The sequence below is a fragment of the Saccharopolyspora hordei genome (assembly GCF_013410345.1).
GTDB classification, from domain to species: domain Bacteria; phylum Actinomycetota; class Actinomycetes; order Mycobacteriales; family Pseudonocardiaceae; genus Saccharopolyspora; species Saccharopolyspora hordei.
On the sequence record NZ_JACCFJ010000001.1, the window covers coordinates 3,147,860 to 3,165,138 of the forward strand.

Here is a 17,279-nt window from a genome sequence, read left to right on the forward strand (position 1 = left end):
CGGTCACCCGTTGGCGCGGGAAGCCAGCTCGCTGCGGTGGCGGTGGTGCTCCACCAGAGCGGTCTCGACGCCCGCCGTCTCCAGCCAGGCAGCGCAGCGCTGGTGCTTGTCGGCGCGGTCGGAGCGGGGCAGCTGGGAGTATGCGACCTCGCGGACCAGGCTGTGGCGGAACTCGAACTTCACCTCGCGGTTGCGGGAACGCTGCCGGGTGCGCACCAGGAACCCGCGCCGCTCCAGGTAGTTCAGCTGGTCGGCGGTCTCACCGCGGCCGAGTCCGCTGATGGCGGCGATGGGTTCGGCCCACACGACCCGGTCGAACACCGCCGCGTCCTGCAGCACGCTCTTCTCCGCGCGCGACAGGGTGTCCAAGCGCGCGGCGATGATGTTGTACACCGCCTGCGGCAGCCGGACCTGGCAGTCCGCGGACGCGCTCGGGGACGGGGCGGCACCCGAGACCGTCAACGACGGGATCGCCAGTTCGCGGCCGGGGAGGAGCTCGTTGCGCAGCATCCGCACGTGCTCGACGGCGAACAGCGGGTTCCCGCCCACCCGGTCGATCAGCTCGTGCCGGAAGCGGCTCTCGTCGAGGTGCGGTACCCCGTCGGCGATCCGCTGGCACAGTCCGTGCCGGGCGAGCAAGGTCTCCAGCAACCGCCAGGTCTCGTCCCGCGACAGCGGCCCCACCGTGAGCGTCGTGACGTCCCGCTTCCCGCAGCCCCAGGACGGGCGCCGGTGCAGCAGCTCCGGACGGGCGGTCGCGACCACGAGCAGCGGCACCGGACCGAGCCGTTCGTCGAGGTCGGCGACGAAGTTCACCAACCTCTCGTCGGCCGACTGCAGGTCCTCCAGCACGATGACCAGCGGCTCGCGCGCGGCCAGCTCCTCGAGGAAGCGGCGCCACGCCTCGAAGGCCTCGCCGACCGCGTCCGGTCCCCGCGAATCGTCCTGCAGACCGGCGAGCGGACGCAGGTAGGTCAGCAACCACGCGGCGGTCTCCTCGTCGTCGACGAGGTCCTCCACGCACCGCGTCAGCTTCCGCATCGCGATCGCGGTGCTGTCGGTGGACGAGATGCCGCAGGAGGCCTTGACGACGTCCGCCAGCGCGGTCAGCGGCGCGTTCCAGCCGAACCGCGGCGTGCGACCGACGAGGCAGCGCGCTCGACCGGACGCCTCAGCGCTCGTGCGGAACTCGTTGAGCAACCGGGTCTTGCCGATGCCCGGCTCACCGAGCAGCGTGACCAGCTGCGGTGACCGGCGCTCCCGCACGTCGTGCAGCAGCCGGTCCAGCACGGCGAGCTCCCGTTCCCTGGCGACGAACGGCAAGCTGACCGTGGCCGCCTCGTGCTCCGGGCGCACCGCGATGACGTCGCCGGCGGACGGGCCCGACTCGTCGTAGGTGACCGCGCCGCGGCTGGCCAGCCGGGTGGTCTCGCAGACCCGCATCTCCCCGGGGCGCACCGTTGCCAGCAACCGCATGCAGGAGTCCAGCACGTCACCGGAGACTTCCGCCTGACCGCCCTCCGGCGGGTTGGTCACCAGCGCTTCCCCGGTCGCCACCGCCACCCGCGGGGCGACGCCCGGTTGCGCCTCCAGGCGGCGGCGGATCGCGAAACCGGCGCGGATGGCGCGCTCCGCGTCGTCCTCGTAGGTGCGGCGGGCCCCGAACGCGGCGAACCACACCGCCCCGAACGTGCTGTGCAGGGTGCCGCCGAACCGGCTCACCTCCTCGCGGAGGACGGTGGTGAGCTGCCGGAACAACTGGTCGACGTCTTCCGGGTCGGGCCCGCCGTCCGCGGTGCGGGCGGGCTCGGTCTGCACCAGCAGCGCGCTGACCCACTTGCGCTCGGTGACCGGTGGTGCGGCCGGACCGCGTTCGGTGCCGTGGCGGGCGGGGAGCGCGCTGACCTCCTCGCGCGGGCGGGGGACGTGCGGTGCACCGCGCACGGGGTCGGCCGCGCTCCGGTTGAGGCTCGGGTCCTGGTTGAGGATCGCGCGTTCCAGCTGTTGCAGGTGCTGTCCCGGGTCCAGGCCGAACTCGCTGATCAGCCTGGTGCGGGTCCGGCGGTAGACGCTCAACGCGTCGGCCTGGCGACCGCACCGGTACAGCGCGAGCATCAGTTGCCCGCACAACTTCTCGCGCGGGGGCTCGGTCTCGACCGCGGTCTCCAGCTCGCGCACCACCTCGTGGTGTCGCCCGGCAGCCAGCTCGGCCTCGACGTCGTCCTCCAGGGCGGCCAGCCGCGCGTTCTGCAGCGCGGTCAGCTCCGGCCAGTCGATCCCGGTCTCGACCAGGTCGGCCAGTGCTGGTCCCCGCCACAGCTCGAGGGCTCGGCGCAGCGTCCGCGCGGCCGAATCCCAGGAACCGGAGGAGAGTTCGGCCCGACCTTCCTCGACGATCGCGTGGAAGCGGGTGAGGTCGACCGAGTCTTCGCCCACCCGGAGCAGGTAGCCGGGGGCGTGGGTGAGGACTTCCGCATCACCGGTACCGTGCACGGCCAGCGTGGTCCGCAGGCCGGAAACCGCGTTCTGCAGCATCTTCCGGGCGGTCGGCGGGGTGCGGTCGCCCCACAGCGCGCGCAGCAACTGGCTCGTGGCCACCGCCTTGTTCGCGTTCAGCAACAGGTAGCCGAGCGTGGATCGTTGCCTGAGGCCGCCCAGCGGCACCGGTTCGCCCTCGACCAGCAGCTCCAGCGGGCCGAGCACGTTGAAACGCATGGAATCTCCCCAGGATGTCGACTGGATCAACCGATGGGCCGTCGTGGAGGCGTTCGTGGCGCACGGAGCTGGTCAGCGGAACCGGCTGTGACCGAGGTGTTGTGCGCCTCGTCCGCTGCGTGCTGGGGGACTCGTCCTCGTCGACATCGTGCCGCGCTTCCTCCCGCCGCTCGTCTCCGCGCTCACCTCGCTGGGCGGTGCTCACCCCAGTCGCACCCTCGCAAACTACTCGTCCGAGGTGTCCTGAGCGCGCACGTTCCGGTGCGTTCCATTCTCTGGGAAGTCGATCACGTCGGTTCAGCGTGAGTCGGAGCAATCAGCGGGAGTTCTTCCGGGGGCGTCGCGCCGCTGTTCGGCGGTACCCGCGTTGGTCTCCGATGAAGACAGTGCCGTCGTCGCTGTCGCAGAACGAGAAATTACCGTTCTGCGGCGCGGACTGGGGGGAGTAGGGGGAAGGACAAGGGGGTCGGGTGCGGGCCGATCGGGCCACACTGGAGCGGCCGTTCCGGGGCCGCCGTCCAGCGAGCACCACGCGCCGCCGGTGGCCGGGTTCGGCAGGACCCACCGAAGCGGAGGAAGAAGGCCGATGCACGACCGGCGTTCAGTGCTGCGCCTGGCGGCGCTCGGGATGTCCGCGGCGATGGTGTCGGCGTGTTCCAGGCCTGCTCCCCCCGCGGCGGGCGGACCACCGCGCGGCGGCGGCACGCTGACCTACGCCACCGGCGTCGAGAGCGAGGGGTGGGACCCGCACGTCGCCTCGACCGACGTGACCGGGCTGCTCCTGCGCGGTGTCTTCGACTCGCTCGTGGTGCAGCGGCAGGACGGCACCTTCGCGCCGTGGCTGGCCCGGTCCTGGCAGGTTTCGCCGGACGGGCTGCGGTACTCCTTCGAGCTGCGCGACGACGTCACGTTCAGCGACGGGACCCCGTTCGACGCCGAGGCGGTGCGGCTGAACTTCGACCGCATCGTCGCCCCGGAAACGGCGTCCCGCCGCGCTGCTGGGCTGCTCGGGCCCTACGCGGGCACCGAAGTGCTCGGACCGCACTCCCTGGTGGTGCACTTCGAGCGTCCCCACTCGTCGTTCCTGAGCGCCGCGAGCACCACGTTCCTCGGCTTCCACTCGCCGCGCACGGTGCACGAGCACCCCGACGACCTCGCCTCCGGCGGACCGTTCACGGTCAGCACCGGCCCGTTCGTCTTCAGTGCCGTCCAAGCGGGACGGCGTGCGACGTTCCGCCGGCGGGAGGACTACTGGTGGGGGCCGGAGACGGCCGCGCACCAAGGGCCGGCGTACCTGGACCAGCTGGTCGTCGAGATCGTCACCGAGGACTCCTCGCGCACCGGTGCGGTGCTGTCCGGACAGGTGGACGTGGCCGACCAGATCCCGGCGGAACGGCTGCCCGCGGTCCGCGCCCACCAGACCGTGGACCTGGTTCGCTCGGTGTCACCGGGTTCGCCCTACACCTTCTTCCCGAACACCGAGCACCCGCCGTTCGACGAGCTGGAGGTGCGTCGGGCGGTGCAGGCGGCGATCGACGTCGACGCGGTCACGCGCGGTGTGTTCCTGGGCGAGTACGAGCGCGCCTGGTCGCCGCTGACACCCGCGACTCCGGGGTACGACCCGAGCCTGGAGTCGAGCTGGCCGCACGACCCGGTGCTGGCGGGGAAGCTGCTGGACAGGGCCGGGTTCACCGGCCGGGACGCGCAGGGCTACCGGACCCGGGGCGGGAAGCGGCTGTCCGTGGAGATGCCCTACGTGCAGTCCTTCGTGTCGGCCAAGAACCAGACGGTGAACATCGGGGTGCAGGACGAGCTGCGCCGGGTCGGCGTGGAGCTGGTGCTCGTGCCGCTGGACTCCGCGGCGAGCATGCGGCGCACCCGCACCGGTGAGTACGGGATGTTCGCCTTCTCCTGGGGCGGCGGTGACTCCGGCGCGCTGCGCAACCTCTTCCACAGCGCGAAGCAGTTCGCCGACGGCGGGGCCAACGGCGGTCGGGTGCACGACCCGGTGCTGGACCGCTGGCTCGACGAGATCGACGCGACCACCGACCTGGGGCGCATCGCCGAGCTGCAGCGGCTGGTCCAGCGGCGGGTGGTCGAGCAGGCCTACGCCGTGCCGATCTACGTCTCGCCGCGCGACTCGGCGGTGAGCCGCCGGGTGGGCGGGCTGACCTTCGACGTGCACTCCTGGCCGAACTTCTACGACACGTGGGTGAGCGACGACTGATGGTCCTTCGTTTCGTGCTGCGACGGGTCCTCGCCGGGCTGGTCGTCATCTGGGCGGCGGCGACCCTGGCGTTCCTCGCGATCCGGCTGGTGCCGGGCAGCGCGGTGGACGCGGTGCTGGGACCGGGCACCGCAGCCACCCCGCAGCTGCGCCGGCAGATCCTCTCCGAGACGGGCCTGGACCAACCGGTCCACGTGCAGTACTTGCGCTACCTGGGTGACCTGCTGACCGGCGATCTCGGGCACTCCTACCAGCAGAGCCAGCCGGTGTCGCGGCTGCTGGCCGGACAGGTGTGGCCGACCCTCGAACTCGCCCTGTCGGCGCTGGGCACCGCGCTCGTGCTGGCGGTGCTGGCCGCGGTGCTGACCGCCGGGCGCGGCCGGTTCGGCCGGGCCGCGGCGTCCACCGCCGAGCTCGTCGCGGTCTCCACGCCGCCGTTCTGGCTGGGCATGGTGCTGGTCGCGGTGTTCTCCTTCGGCCTGGGGTGGTTCCCGGCGATCGGCGCGCAGGGCGTCGAGGGGCTGGTGCTGCCGACCCTGGCGCTGGCCGTGCCGCTCGCCGGCGTGCTGGCACAGGTCATCCGGCAGGAGCTGGAGGCCACCGAGGGCAAGCCGTTCGTGCTCACCGCGCGAGCCCGGGGGATCTCCGAGGCCGCCCTGCTGCTGCGGCACACGCTGCGGCACGCGTTGCTGCCGGTGACCACGCTGTCCGGCTACGTGCTGGGGAGCCTGTTCGGAGGCGCCGTGCTGGTGGAGAACATCTTCGCCCGTCCTGGGCTGGGGAGGGTGCTGGTGGACGCGGTGTCCTCCCGCGACATCCCGGTGGTGCTGTCCCTGGTGGTCCTCGCGGCGGCGGCGTTCGTCGTGATCAACATCGTGGTGGACCTGCTGCACCCGGTCATCGATCCACGGCTGCGAGGAGGTGCGCCGCGGTGATCCCGAGTCGACCGCGCGGCGGTTCCCGGACGACATCGGTGCTGGGCGTGCTGGCCGGGCTGGTGCTGGTGCTGGTGGTGCTCGTCGTGCTGTTCCCCGACTGGTTCACGCCTTACCCACCGGAACGCACCGACCTGCGCAACGTGCTGCAGGCGCCGAGCGCCGCGCACTGGCTCGGCACCGACCAGCTGGGCCGTGACGTGCTCTCCCGGCTGCTCGACGGCACGCGGTTGTCGGTGGCGATCGCGGTGCTCGCCACGGCCGTCGGCGTGCTGGGCGGGGCGCTGGTCGGACTGCTGTCGGCCATCGCCGGTGAGCGGGTGGACTCGGTGCTCATGCGCGGTGTCGACGTGCTGCTGGCCTTCCCCGAACTGCTGCTGGCGCTGTTGGTGGTGGCCGTGATCGGCGGCGGGGTGGTGAACACCGCGGTCGCCATCGGGATCGCCGCGATCCCGAACTACGCGCGACTGGTCCGCGGGCAAGCCCTGGTGGTGTTGCGCTCCGAGTACGTCGAGTCCGCGCGGATGCTCGGCGAACCGCCGCACCGCTACCTGGTGCGGCACGTGCTGCCGAACGTCAGCGGGCCGGTCGTCGTGCTGGCCTCGATCGGCGCCGGCACCGCGCTGGTCACCGCCTCGGGGTTGAGCCTGCTGGGCTTGGGGCCGCGGCCACCGGAGGCCGACTGGGGCGCGATGGTCGCCGACGGCAAGGACTTCCTGCACATGGCGTGGTGGATCTCCGCGGCCCCCGGCGCGGCGATCGTGCTGCTGGTCGTGGTGGTGACGTTGGTCGGCCGGGGACTCCAGGTGAGGGTGCTGCGATGAGCCTGCTGGACGTGGAAGACCTGACCGTGGGCTTCGGCGGCGGCGCGCCCGTGGTGTCCGGGGTGTCGCTGTCGGTGCGACCGGGGGAGTGCGTGGCCCTGGTCGGCGAGTCGGGGTCGGGCAAGAGCGTCACGGTGCGCTCGCTGCTCGGTCTGGCGGGCCGCGGGGCGCGGGTGACCGCGCGGCGGATGGAGGTGGTCGGGGAGGACGCGACCGCCTTCACCGAGCACCGGTGGCGCGCGGTGCGCGGCCGACAGGTCGCCCTGGTGTCGCAGGACGCTCTGGTGTCGCTGGATCCACTGCGGACAGTGGGCGCCGAGGTCGCCGAAGCGCTGCGCCGCAGCGGGGTGCGGGGCACCGAGGTGGACGAGCGCGTGGTCGATCTGCTCGGCCGGGTCGGTGTGCCCGAACCGGACGCGCACCGCCACCGCTACCCGCACCAGCTCTCCGGAGGCCTGCGGCAGCGCGCGCTCATCGCCTCCGCGTTGGCCGGGCGACCGCGGTTGCTCATCGCGGACGAGCCCACCACCGCCCTCGACGTGGTGGTGCAGGACCAGGTGCTGCGCCTGCTCGCCGACGTCACCCGCGAAGGGCGCGGACTGCTGCTGGTCAGCCACGACATGGGCGTGGTGGCCCGGCTCGCCGACCGGGTGCTGGTCATGAGTGGCGGACGGCTCGTCGACAGCGGGACGCCCGGCGAGCTGCTGCGCGCCCCGTCGCACCCCACGACCCGGAGCTTGGTGGATGCGGTGACCGGGATCCGCGACCGCCCGTCGAGGGAGGTCGCCGAGACCGCGCGGACCGTGCTGCGCGGCCGCGACCTCGTCAAGACCTACCGGGGCCGGCACGGCGAGGTCCGCGCGGTGGACGACGTCTCGTTCTCCGTGCGGGAAGGTGAAGTGCTCGGCGTGGTCGGCCAGTCCGGCTCGGGCAAGAGCACGCTGGCCCGCATCGCGATGGGCTTGGTCGAGCCGGACTCGGGCGCGGTGTCGTTGGACGGGCAGGCCTGGTCGGGGTTGTCCGAGCGCGCTCGTCGCCCGCGCCGCCGCGCGATCCAGCTGGTGCACCAGGACCCGCTCTCCGCCTTCGACCCCCGGTACACCGTCGCCCAGATCATCGGTGAACCGCTGCGGCGGCTGCAGCCGGCCTTCCGCGCCGAACGGGTCCGGCAGCTGCTCGACCAGGTGGGGCTCGAGCCCGGTCTCGCGCGAGCCAGGCCGCACACCCTGTCGGGCGGGCAGCGCCAGCGGGTGGCCATCGCGCGGGCGCTCGCCCCGGGCCCCAGGGTGCTGGTCTGCGACGAACCCGTTTCGGCGCTGGACGTCTCGGTGCAGCAGCAGGTGCTGGACCTGCTGGACCGGCTGCGCTCCGAGACGGCGGTGGCGATGGTGTTCATCACCCACGACCTCGCCGTGGTCCGGCGGATCAGCGATCGAGTCCTGGTGATGCGCGGTGGCCGGATCGTCGAGCAGGGCGCCACCGACGAGGTGCTCACCAGCCCGGCGCACGAGTACACACGCCGGTTGCTCGAGGCGACACCGTCCCTCGGCGCGCTCGACGGCGACGGGGCGAGGTGATCGGGTGTTTCACGAGACGAGGTTGGCATGATGGACATGACTGGGGTCGTCGGTGAGAGCGGCCCGTTCCCGCCGCGGCAGTGGCCGAGCCTGCCCGCTGACCGGGAAGGCGAGCACTGGCGGGCGCGGGCCGCGGAGGTGGCGGCGGTGCTCGCCGTCGGCGCCGCTGAGCGGGACCGTGCCGGAGAGCCCCCGCTCGCCGAGGTCGAGCTGCTCAAGGACGCCGGACTGGTGACCCTGCTCGGGCCGGCCGAACACGGCGGAGGCGGACAGCGCTGGTCGGTGGCGCACGCTGCGGTGCGCGTGATCTCGGCCGCGGACGGGTCGATCGGCCACCTGCTGGCGCACCACTACGTGTGGGTGTGGCTGGCCGAGTTCATCGGCACCGCGGAGAAGATCGAGCACATCGGTGAGGTCGCCGTGCGGGCGCGGTGGTTGTTCGGTGGCCCCTCCCGGGTGCGGGAAGCGACGCTGGACATCGGCGACGCCGGCACGGACATGGTGTTCAACGGCGAGATCCTCGACCCGGTCGGCTGCCGGGTCTGCGACATCGTGATGCTGGAGGGGCGCATCCCGGGCCGGGAGGTGCCGATCAGCGCGCTGGCGATGGCCACCGAACCGGGTTTCGCCTTCTCCGCGGAGCGGGACGGCTTCGGTCTGCGACGTTCGGTGTCCGCGCGGGTCGCGGTGGACGACGTGGCGATCCCGTGGACCGGTGCGCTGGGGCACGTCGACAAGACGTTCCAGCCCCGCTCCTACAACTCGTTCCTGCACCCGACGTTGGAGCTGGCGCTGACCAACGTCTTCCTGGGGCTGGCGCGGGGAGCACTGGACGCGGCCGCCACGCACCTCACGGAGGCCGACACCGGGTGGGCGCCCGGCGCGTTCGGTCCGCTGGTGTCCGAGCTGTGGCAAGCCGAGGCGTTCGCCGACGAGGTCGCGGCCGAGGGCGACGCGCTGCACGACCGCCGCGCGAGCGTGACCGAGCAGGACCTGCGCGTGCACCGGGCGCGGGTGGCCGCAGTGCTGGACCGCGCGTCCGCGGCCGCGTCCGGGATCACCGACCGGGTCTTCGACGCGACCCGCGGTGATGACGCCGCCATGACGGCCGTTTCCCGGTTCTGGCGCGACGTGCGCGCGCTGTCCGCGCGAGTCACGCCCGACACGGGCGCGATCGGGCGGTCCTTCTTGGACGGAACGTGTCGGACCAACGCAGAGGAGCCCGAAGATGACTGACCGCGTCGCGCTCTCCGTTCTCGAACTGGCCCCGGTGGAGCGCGGAGCCCCGGAAGCGGCGGCGGTCGCCGGCGCTCGTGAGGTGGCGAGGTGGGCGGACCGCGCAGGACTGCGCCGGTTCTGGGTGGCCGAGCACCACAACTCGGGCGGCATCGCGAGCTCCGCGCCCGCGGTGCTGCTCGCCGCGGTCGGTGCGGTGACCGAGCGGATCCGGATCGGGTCGGGCGGGGTGATGCTGCCCAACCACCCGCCGCTGGTGGTCGCCGAGTCCTTCCGCACCCTCGGCGCGCTGTACCCCGACCGCGTCGACCTGGGCATCGGTCGGGCGCCGGGGACCGACCCGGCCACCGCCGAAGCGCTGCGCCGCGTCCCGGTGGACCGGTTCGACTCCGAAGTGGACGACCTGCTCGGCTTCCTGCGCGGGACCTTCCCGTCCGAGCACCGCTACGAGCACATCCGGGCCGTGCCGGAGTCCCGGCCACCCCAGGTGTGGATGCTCGGCTCCAGCGTCCAGAGCGCGCAGCTGGCCGCGCTGCTGGGACTGCCCTACGCGTTCGCTCACCACTTCTTCGGCGCGCGCGGGGCTGCGGCCGCGCTCAAGACCTACCGCGAGAGCTTCCGCCCCGGTCCGGCGCTCAGCCGGCCGCACGCGATGGTCACGGCGCACGTGGTCTGCGGCGAGGACGACGAGCACGCCCGTTGGCTCGCGGCACCGGCGGTCATGTCGGCGCTGGGGGTGGGCGGTGCCGGACGCACCGACCCGTTCCCCACGCCGAAGGAGGCCGCTGCGCAGGAGTGGTCCGACGAGGAACGACGGAAGGCCGAGGCGCTCTTCGCCGAGCAGGCCGTCGGTGGGGCGGAGAGGGTCGCGCGGCGGCTCGACGAGCTGCTGGAGGAAACCGGCGCCGACGAGCTGATGCTGACCAACAACGTCACCGACGTCGACGAGCGGATCCGCTCCTACGAGCGCGTGGTCGAGCTGTTCGACCGCGGGTGAGCGCGGGAGGGGTGGTGCGGACCGCGTTCCGCACCACCCCGTGGAGCTCAGCTCTCCGCGGTGACCTTCGACGAAGGCTCGGGAGCCGGGGCCGGCTTGCGCAGCACCAGGGCGCCGAGCACCGCACCCAGCGCGGTGACCACGGCAGCGGTCCACCCGGCCAGCTGGAGGCCGCCGACGACCCCGGCCGTGCCCGCACTGGGTGCCGCACCGGCGGTGGCCACCGCGACGAGCGCCGCGAGACCCACCGCGGAACCGATGTACTGCGCGGTGGAGGCCAGGGCGGAGGCCACGCCCTGCTGCTCCGGGGCCACCCCGGTCGAGACGGCCACGAAGATCGGCGGGAACGACAGGCCCGCGAACGTGCCCCACAGCACCACGCCGGGCAGCACCGCCCAGTAGGTGCCGGTGGTCGCCATGCCCAGGGCCAGCGCGACCATCGAGGCGGCCACGCCGAGCATGCCGGTGACCAGCGTGGTGCGGATCCCGAACCGGTTGAGCATGAGCGGCACCAGCTTGGCCGACGCGGTCATGCTGAACAGGCTCAGCGGCAGGAACGCGAACCCCGCCTGCAGCGGGGTGTAGCCGAGGACGGTCTGCAGGTAGGTGGTGAACAGGTAGTACTGGGTGCCGACCGTGCCCATGAACACGAAGATCACGACGATCGCGGCGGTCACGTTGCGGTTGGCGAACAGGCGCAGCGGGACCAGCGGGTCCTGGACGCGGGACTCGATCAGCAGGAACAGGCCCAGCAGCACCGCGCCGACGAGCACCGCGCCGCCGCCCTGGACCGTGAGCCACCCGGTGTCGGGGCCGCTGACGAGGCCGAAGACCACGAGCGTCGCGCCCGCCGTGGCCACCAGCGCGCCCGGCAGGTCGAACCCGCGTGCTCCCGCGGTCTCGGCGTCGGCCGCCAGCAGCCACGGCGTGGCGACCAGCGCCAGCACGACGACCGGGACGTTGACGAAGAAGACCCACTCCCAGCCGAGCAGGTCGGTGAGCACGCCACCGCCGAGCGCACCCACCGCGGCGCCGGAGGCGCCGGCCGCGCCCCAGATCGCCATCGCGCGGTTGCGGCTCGGTCCTTCCGCGAAGCTGGTGGTGAGCAGCTTGAGCGTGGACGGGGTGAGGAGCGCGGCGCCGAACCCCTGCACGGCACGGGCGACGACGAGCACCGCGGGACCGGACGCCAACCCCGCGGCGAGCGAGGAAGCGCCGAACAGCGCCAGACCGAGCGCGAACACGCGCCGGGCACCCAGCCGGTCGGCAGCGCGACCACCGAGCAGCAGGAAACCGCCGAACACCACGGTGTAGGCGCTGACCACCGCTTGCAGGGACTGCTCGGAGAAGTCCAGTTGGCGGCCGATCTCCGGCAGCGCGACGAAGACGATGTCGAAGTCGATGGCGGTCATGAACTGGGCGAGCGCCAGCAGGGTGAGGATGAGGCCGGGCCGGGGAGCCGACCGGGCGGATGTCTCGTTCACGATGTCCTTTCCTCGGTGGGTCGGGTCTGAGTGGGAGCGGTGACGCTGGACGCCGGTCGACGGCCAGTGTGCGGCGCGGCGCGGACCCGCGGAAGGAGGCACTTGCCTGTGTCCCAGGAACATCGATGTGTCCGTCCGGGAAGCGGGCCCGGACGCCGCGCGGACAGCGACGGTGATCACACGTCGGGGCGGATCACGCGGTGCGGGCCACAGTGCCCCACAGGTCCACCGGCAGGTGCTCGCGCCGCTTGACGCCCAGCTTGCGGAACACCCGCGTGAGGTGCTGCTCCACCGTGCTGGCCGTGACGAACAGCTTCTCGGCGATCTCCCGGTTGGTGTAGCCCATCACCGCCAGCGAGGCGACCCGGCGCTCGGACTCGGTCAGCTGCGCCGCCCGGTCGTCGGCGCTGGCGGCCGCGGTCGACGTCGCCACCTGGCCACCGGCCGACAGCAGCTCGTCGCACAACGCCGCCGCGCCGCACGCGTTGGCCAGGTGCCAGGCGCGGCTGAACATGCGCCGGGCGCGCCGGTTGTCCTTCAGCTCGTGGTGCGCGCGGCCCAGTCCGGCGAGCACCCGCGCCTGCTCGTACCGGTCGCCGACCTGCTCGAGCAGGTCCAGCGCTTCACCGAGCAGTTGCGGGCGCCGGCGGGGCGGGTTGATCTCGGCGACGAGGCGCAGCGCCGTGCCCCGGCTGCGCGAGTTCTCGGTGCCCGCCTGGGCGAGTTCGTCGTAGAGCAGCCGCTTGGCCTCGTCGGTGTTGCCCAGCAGCAGCCACGCTTCCGCCGCGTCGATGCGCCAGGGGACCAGCCCGGACTGCGCCAGCCCCCAGTCACGCGTCAGGTCCCGGCAGGCCAGGAAGTCCGCGAGCGCGGCGTGCCCGTGCCGGGTGGCGAGGTAGTACTGGCCCCGCGCGTGCAAGTAGTGCAGCCCGTACCGGCTGCGGAAGACGGCGTCGGGCACCGGGCGGGCCAGGTGCCGGGCCGCTTCGTCGAACCGGCCGAGCCGGGTGTTGGCCAGCACCAGGGTGCTCACGGGCAACCCGACCGCCACGCCCCACGCCTGCGGCGACATGTGCCGGAGCGCGGTCTCGGCGTGCTCGACCGCCGCGGCGCAATCCCCGCTCCGGGCCGCGATCTCCGCGCGGACAGCGGAGATCATCGCCTTCCAGGGGGGCGTGCAGCGGTGTGCGTCGGACTCGAGCCGGCGGCACCACTCCGCAGCGGTGTCCGCGCGTTCGGCGTGCAGCAGTGCCATGAGGGCGAACGTGGTGGCTTCCTCCGACCAGACCGCGGTGCGGGTGAGGTGGACGTCGCGGAGCACCCGCTCGGCGTGGTCGACGGCTTCGCGGCTGCGCCCGCGCGCCAGCACGTCGGCCAGCACCGCGGTGGAGTGCAGCCACGGGTCGTCACCGGCGGAGTGCGGGACGTCCGGCCGCGTGCAGCGCGTCCGGTCCTGGCGCTGGTGCGCCAGCGCGGGGTGGGAGTAGGCCAGCCACGACTCGACGTCGTGCAGCTGGCCGCACGAGTGGTCGTCGTCGGTGCCACGCAGGTGGCGCAGCACCTGCTCGGCGTCGTCGTTCCTGCCGTGCCAGAGCAGTTGGCGCACGAGCACGACGTGGTCGCCCCGGTCCAGCCGGCCGGCCGCCGCGGCGGCGGTCAGCGGCGCCAGGTGCCGCAGCACCGACGACGGCGTGAGCCGCCACTCCGCCTCGGCCAGCCGCGCCCGGATCGCGGCCCGTTCCCGGGGGTTCCCGGTGGACTCGTGGGCCAGCTCCAGGTACCGCGCCGCGACGTCCGCCGAGCCCTCCAGCAACGCCAGTTCCGCGGCTTCCCGCAGAGCTCGCTGCGCCCACACCGCCTCGGCCGAGCCGGAATCGACCAGTTGCGCCGCGATGAGCGGCGCGTCCGCACCGCGCTCGTGGAGCAGCTCGGCCGTCCGCCAGCGCAACCGGCGCAGCTCGTCGGGACTGACCTCGTGCAGCACCGCGGCGACGGCCTGCGGGCTGCGCAGCCGCCCCTCGTCGAGCAAGCCCGAGGCGGACATGGCGTCGAGCGCTCCCCGCACGTCGGCGGTGTCAGCGTGGACGAGGCGGGCGAGGTCGGCGGGTGCCGGGTCGATGTCGAGCACGGCGAGGGCGCGCGCGACCTCGCGCACCAGGTCACCACCGCGGTGCAGGCAGCTCAGCAGTGCCAGGACGTGGTTGCGGTGCCCGGTCGACTGTTCGTGGTCGTCGATGACTGCGTTGAGCAGCAACGGGTTCCCGCCGGTGAGCGAGTGGAGTTCCGCGCCGAGCCGTTGGGCGCTCACGTCGTCGAGCCGGTGCCGCAGGACAGCTGCGACCCCGGCGGCGGACAGCGGCGCGAGCGAGGTCTGCCGGAAGTGGGCGTGGCGGCGCAGTTCGGTCCGCAATCGCTGGGGCGCGCGCCTGAGCTCGCCGGTGAGCACCACCACCACGCGCGTCGGCTCCGACCGGCGGACCAGCTGGAGCAGCCAGCTCGCGGACGCCTCGTCGAGGTGGTGCGCGTCGTCGACGGACAACAGCACGGGAGCGGTCACCGACAGGTCCAGCACGGTCGCGCACAACTGCTGGAAGAGCCGGGCGGACCCGGGCTCCGCGGTCTGCAGCTCGTCGACGACGCAGGGGTCCAGGTCGCCACTGGACTGGGCTCCGATCCCGCGCACCAGCTGTGCGACCGCACCGCAGGGCAGGTCTCGCTCGTCCTCGTCGCACACCGCCTGCAGCACGCGGAAGCCGGCAGCTTCCGCCCGTTGCGCGGCGATGCGCAGCAGTTCGGTCTTCCCACTGCCCAACGGCCCCTCGACGAGCACCACTGATCCCCGGTTCCGCACGCAGTCCTCCTGCGCCCGCCGCAGGAGGTCGAGTTGCGCGTCGCGTTCCGCGAGGAAGTGTTTCGAGTTCGATAACTCCCTTTCCACTCCGTGCAAGCTCATAGGTGCAGTACCCCGCCACTCAGTTGTCAACCGGAACGTCCGGGAACCGACGTTAGCAACGCGTCGCGCGGATTCTCGGGCTTCGCGCCCACTCGCGGAGAACTGCGCGCCCATCGCCGAATGTTCTCGCAGTGGTGTTACGCGTTCCCGAGTGACGGTCACTACACACTACCGATCGGTGGGCGCTGGATTACCGACCGGTGGGCGCTGGGTGGAAATGGCGGTGCGGTGCGCGCCGATGGTCTCGTTAATCTTCGTGGCGGACGAATCTCGCGAATTCAGGAGTTCTGCGATGCGCATTCTGGTCGGCGTCCTCTCCGTGGTGCTGTCCTTGGTCTTCCTGGGGATCGGGGGATGAAGATCTTCAACACGCAGGTGTTCGTCGCCCAGCTCGGGTTGCCGACCGTGCTGGTGGTGGCCATCGGCGTGCTGGAAGTGGCGGGAGCGCTGGGACTGCTGGTCGGCTTCCGGGTCCGGATCCTCGGTGCGCTGGCGGCGCTCGGCCTGACGCTGCTGCTGATCGGTGCGGTCGGGTTCCACGTCATCCACGGCGACCTGCTGGTGAACGGGCTGCTGCCGGTCGTGCTGCTGGTGCTCGCCGCGGTCACCACCGTGCTGCGCTTCCGCCAGGGCGTGCGCACCGCCCCGGCCGCGGACTGACGGGGAACGCATGAGCTCCTGGGGAATCGACATCGGCGGCACCAAGGTCGCCGTCCGGGTCGAGACCGACACGTCCGAGCCGTACGAGGACGCCATGACCTGGTCGGGGTCCGGCGACGTCCGGGAGGATCTCGCGGTGCTGCGGGCGGCCGTGGCCTCGGCCCGGGACGCGGCCGGCGCACCGCATCGGGTCGGGATCGCCTTCCCGGCCGCGCTGGACGCCGCCGGCCGGGTGACGAGCTGGCCGAACCGTCCCCACTGGACCGGTCTGGACTGGGGCGCCGTGCTCGACGAGCTGTTCCCGGGCGTGGCCGCGCGCACGGCCGACGACGGGGACCTGGCGGCGCTGGCGGAGGCCGAGCGGGCGGGCAGCCCCGACGTCCTCTACTTCGGCGTGGGCACCGGGGTCGGTGGTGGCGTCGTGCTCGGCGGACGGCCGGTCCCCGGCCCGGAGCGCGGCTCCTGCGAACTCGGCCACGCGATCGCGGACCCCGCGGGGCCGCGGTGCGTGTGCGGGCGCCGCGGCTGCTTGCAAGCGGTGGCGTCCGGGCCCGCCGTCCTGCGCGCCGCCGGCCGACTGCGCGGTGCGGACACCGACTTCGACGAGTTGCGCCGGGCCTGGCTGGACGGGCAGGAGTGGGCGGCCGTGGCGGTGGAGTCCGGGTGCGCTGCACTGGCGTCGGTCGCCGTCAGCACGGCCGAGCTGCTGCACCCCGAGCTCGTCCTGATCGGCGGAGGGTTCGCCGCGGGGCTTCCGGGGTTCGCCGACGTGGTGGCGCGGCACGTCACCGGGCTGGCCCGGCCGGGACATCGGGTCCCCCGGGTCCGCCAGGCCCGGCTGGGCGGCCTGTCCTCCTTGCACGGCGCGGTCCTGCTGGGGCGTCAGGACTGAGTCCGGCGGGTGGCGGGGCGCGCCCCACCACCCGCCGCGCACCCGTGGGAGGAGCAGCGCGGGACTGCTCACCCCTCGACCACGCCCAGCAGGGCCCGGGCAGCCAGCCGGTAGCCGGCCGCGCCGAGCCCCGCGATGAGCCCCGTGGCCAGCGGCGCGATGACCGACTCGTGCCGGAAGCTCTCCCGCGCCCACACGTTGGACAGGTGCACCTCGATCCACGGGTTCGGGTAGTTGGCCAGCGCGTCGCGCAAGCTCCACCCCGCGATCATCAGCGCCCCCGGGTTCACGATGGCCCCGACGGTCTCGTAGTTCTCGTGGATGGTGCGAACCAGGGCGCCTTCGCAGTCGTGTTGCACGGAACGGACCCGCCAACCCCGCGGGGCGACTTCTTCGGACACCGCGGCCTCGATGTCGGCCAGGGTTTCGGTGCCGTAGACGTCTGGTTCTCGCTTTCCCAGAATTCCCAAGTTCGGACCGTTCAGCAGGAGCAGTTCTCGCAACGTCCACCTCGGTGGTCAGAACGGATCAGCGCGCGAGTGAGGAGTGCGCGACGCACGGACTCCCTCGTTGTAGCACCGGCCGGAGAACGCGGGCGCGCCGCGCCGCGTTTTAAGGGGACTGTAGGGGGGTGCTAGGGGAGATGACGTGGTAGCGGAGCTGCGGTAGCGTGCTGGACGTTCGCGGGTGACTCAACGCCGACGCCTCACGAGGATCCTCCTCCGAGCGGTTCTGCTGCCGCGATCGGAATTCGTCGGTGAACCGCGATCAGCACTTCG

At 72.8% G+C, this 17,279-nt stretch carries 12 protein-coding genes; 8 read left to right on the forward strand and 4 right to left on the reverse strand.

The window, feature by feature from the left end; genetic code table 11:
- Window positions 1–3: 3 nt before the first annotated feature.
- Complete coding sequence (locus HNR68_RS14645; protein WP_179721338.1) at window positions 4–2,715, reverse strand: ATP-binding protein; 2,712 nt, start codon at window positions 2,713–2,715, stop codon at window positions 4–6.
- A gap of 586 nt (window positions 2,716–3,301) precedes the next feature.
- Between HNR68_RS14645 and HNR68_RS14650 the strand changes: the two genes are divergently transcribed.
- Genes HNR68_RS14650 through HNR68_RS14675 form a run of 6 tightly spaced genes read left to right on the forward strand, consistent with a single transcriptional unit; the run spans window position 3,302 to window position 10,511 of the window.
- Window positions 3,302–4,942 (forward strand): ABC transporter substrate-binding protein, encoded by a 1,641-nt coding sequence (locus HNR68_RS14650; protein WP_179721339.1) that lies wholly within the window; start codon window positions 3,302–3,304, stop codon window positions 4,940–4,942.
- Entirely contained in the window at window positions 4,942–5,877 is a 936-nt protein-coding gene (locus HNR68_RS14655; protein ID WP_179721341.1) for an ABC transporter permease, read from the forward strand. Before HNR68_RS14650 ends, HNR68_RS14655 begins: the two co-directional genes overlap by 1 nt.
- Window positions 5,874–6,701 (forward strand): ABC transporter permease subunit, encoded by an 828-nt coding sequence (locus HNR68_RS26830; RefSeq protein ID WP_179721343.1) that lies wholly within the window; start codon window positions 5,874–5,876, stop codon window positions 6,699–6,701. Before HNR68_RS14655 ends, HNR68_RS26830 begins: the two co-directional genes overlap by 4 nt.
- The gene (locus tag HNR68_RS14665; RefSeq protein WP_179721345.1) at window positions 6,698–8,278 is read left to right on the forward strand and encodes a dipeptide ABC transporter ATP-binding protein; all 1,581 of its coding nucleotides are present in this window, start codon (window positions 6,698–6,700) and stop codon (window positions 8,276–8,278) included. Before HNR68_RS26830 ends, HNR68_RS14665 begins: the two co-directional genes overlap by 4 nt.
- Before the next feature lie 27 nt (window positions 8,279–8,305).
- On the forward strand, window positions 8,306–9,514 hold the full coding sequence (locus HNR68_RS14670) for an acyl-CoA dehydrogenase family protein (protein WP_179721347.1): 1,209 nt from the start codon (window positions 8,306–8,308) through the stop codon (window positions 9,512–9,514).
- A complete protein-coding gene (locus tag HNR68_RS14675) occupies window positions 9,507–10,511 on the forward strand; it encodes an LLM class flavin-dependent oxidoreductase (protein ID WP_179721349.1) in 1,005 nt (334 codons plus the stop codon). The genes HNR68_RS14670 and HNR68_RS14675 overlap by 8 nt, the downstream gene beginning before the upstream one ends.
- A 47-nt stretch (window positions 10,512–10,558) precedes the next feature.
- Here the strand turns inward: HNR68_RS14675 and HNR68_RS14680 are convergent, their stop codons facing one another.
- Complete coding sequence (locus tag HNR68_RS14680; RefSeq protein WP_343050153.1) at window positions 10,559–11,995, reverse strand: MFS transporter; 1,437 nt, start codon at window positions 11,993–11,995, stop codon at window positions 10,559–10,561.
- Between the two features lie 193 nt (window positions 11,996–12,188).
- Window positions 12,189–15,062, reverse strand: coding sequence for an AAA family ATPase (locus tag HNR68_RS14685; protein WP_343050154.1), 2,874 nt, complete (start codon window positions 15,060–15,062; stop codon window positions 12,189–12,191).
- 240 nt (window positions 15,063–15,302) lie between these two features.
- Here HNR68_RS14685 and HNR68_RS14690 point away from each other — a divergent pair, with 240 nt between their 5' ends.
- A complete protein-coding gene (locus tag HNR68_RS14690) occupies window positions 15,303–15,608 on the forward strand; it encodes a DoxX family protein (protein ID WP_179721355.1) in 306 nt (101 codons plus the stop codon).
- Between the two features lie 10 nt (window positions 15,609–15,618).
- Window positions 15,619–16,500 carry an ROK family protein gene (locus tag HNR68_RS14695; protein ID WP_179721357.1) on the forward strand — a complete coding sequence of 294 codons (882 nt, stop codon included), beginning with the start codon at window positions 15,619–15,621 and terminating at the stop codon, window positions 16,498–16,500.
- 68 nt (window positions 16,501–16,568) lie between these two features.
- Here the strand turns inward: HNR68_RS14695 and HNR68_RS14700 are convergent, their stop codons facing one another.
- Window positions 16,569–17,003: a type II 3-dehydroquinate dehydratase gene (locus tag HNR68_RS14700; RefSeq protein WP_179721359.1), complete on the reverse strand. Its 435-nt coding sequence runs from the start codon at window positions 17,001–17,003 to the stop codon at window positions 16,569–16,571.
- Window positions 17,004–17,279 lie beyond the last annotated feature (276 nt).

What these genes read in the sequence shown, in the direction of transcription:
- HNR68_RS14645 (WP_179721338.1), bottom strand. Translation starts at nt 2,715, where the DNA reads ATGCGTTTCAACGTGCTCGGCCCGCTGGAGCTGCTGGTCGAGGGCGAA.
- HNR68_RS14650 (WP_179721339.1), top strand. Translation starts at nt 3,302, where the DNA reads ATGCACGACCGGCGTTCAGTGCTGCGCCTGGCGGCGCTCGGGATGTCC.
- HNR68_RS14655 (WP_179721341.1), top strand. Translation starts at nt 4,942, where the DNA reads ATGGTCCTTCGTTTCGTGCTGCGACGGGTCCTCGCCGGGCTGGTCGTC.
- HNR68_RS14665 (WP_179721345.1), top strand. Translation starts at nt 6,698, where the DNA reads ATGAGCCTGCTGGACGTGGAAGACCTGACCGTGGGCTTCGGCGGCGGC.
- HNR68_RS14670 (WP_179721347.1), top strand. Translation starts at nt 8,306, where the DNA reads ATGATGGACATGACTGGGGTCGTCGGTGAGAGCGGCCCGTTCCCGCCG.
- HNR68_RS14675 (WP_179721349.1), top strand. Translation starts at nt 9,507, where the DNA reads ATGACTGACCGCGTCGCGCTCTCCGTTCTCGAACTGGCCCCGGTGGAG.
- HNR68_RS14685 (WP_343050154.1), bottom strand. Translation starts at nt 15,062, where the DNA reads ATGGGCGCGCAGTTCTCCGCGAGTGGGCGCGAAGCCCGAGAATCCGCG.
- HNR68_RS14690 (WP_179721355.1), top strand. Translation starts at nt 15,303, where the DNA reads ATGAAGATCTTCAACACGCAGGTGTTCGTCGCCCAGCTCGGGTTGCCG.
- HNR68_RS14695 (WP_179721357.1), top strand. Translation starts at nt 15,619, where the DNA reads ATGAGCTCCTGGGGAATCGACATCGGCGGCACCAAGGTCGCCGTCCGG.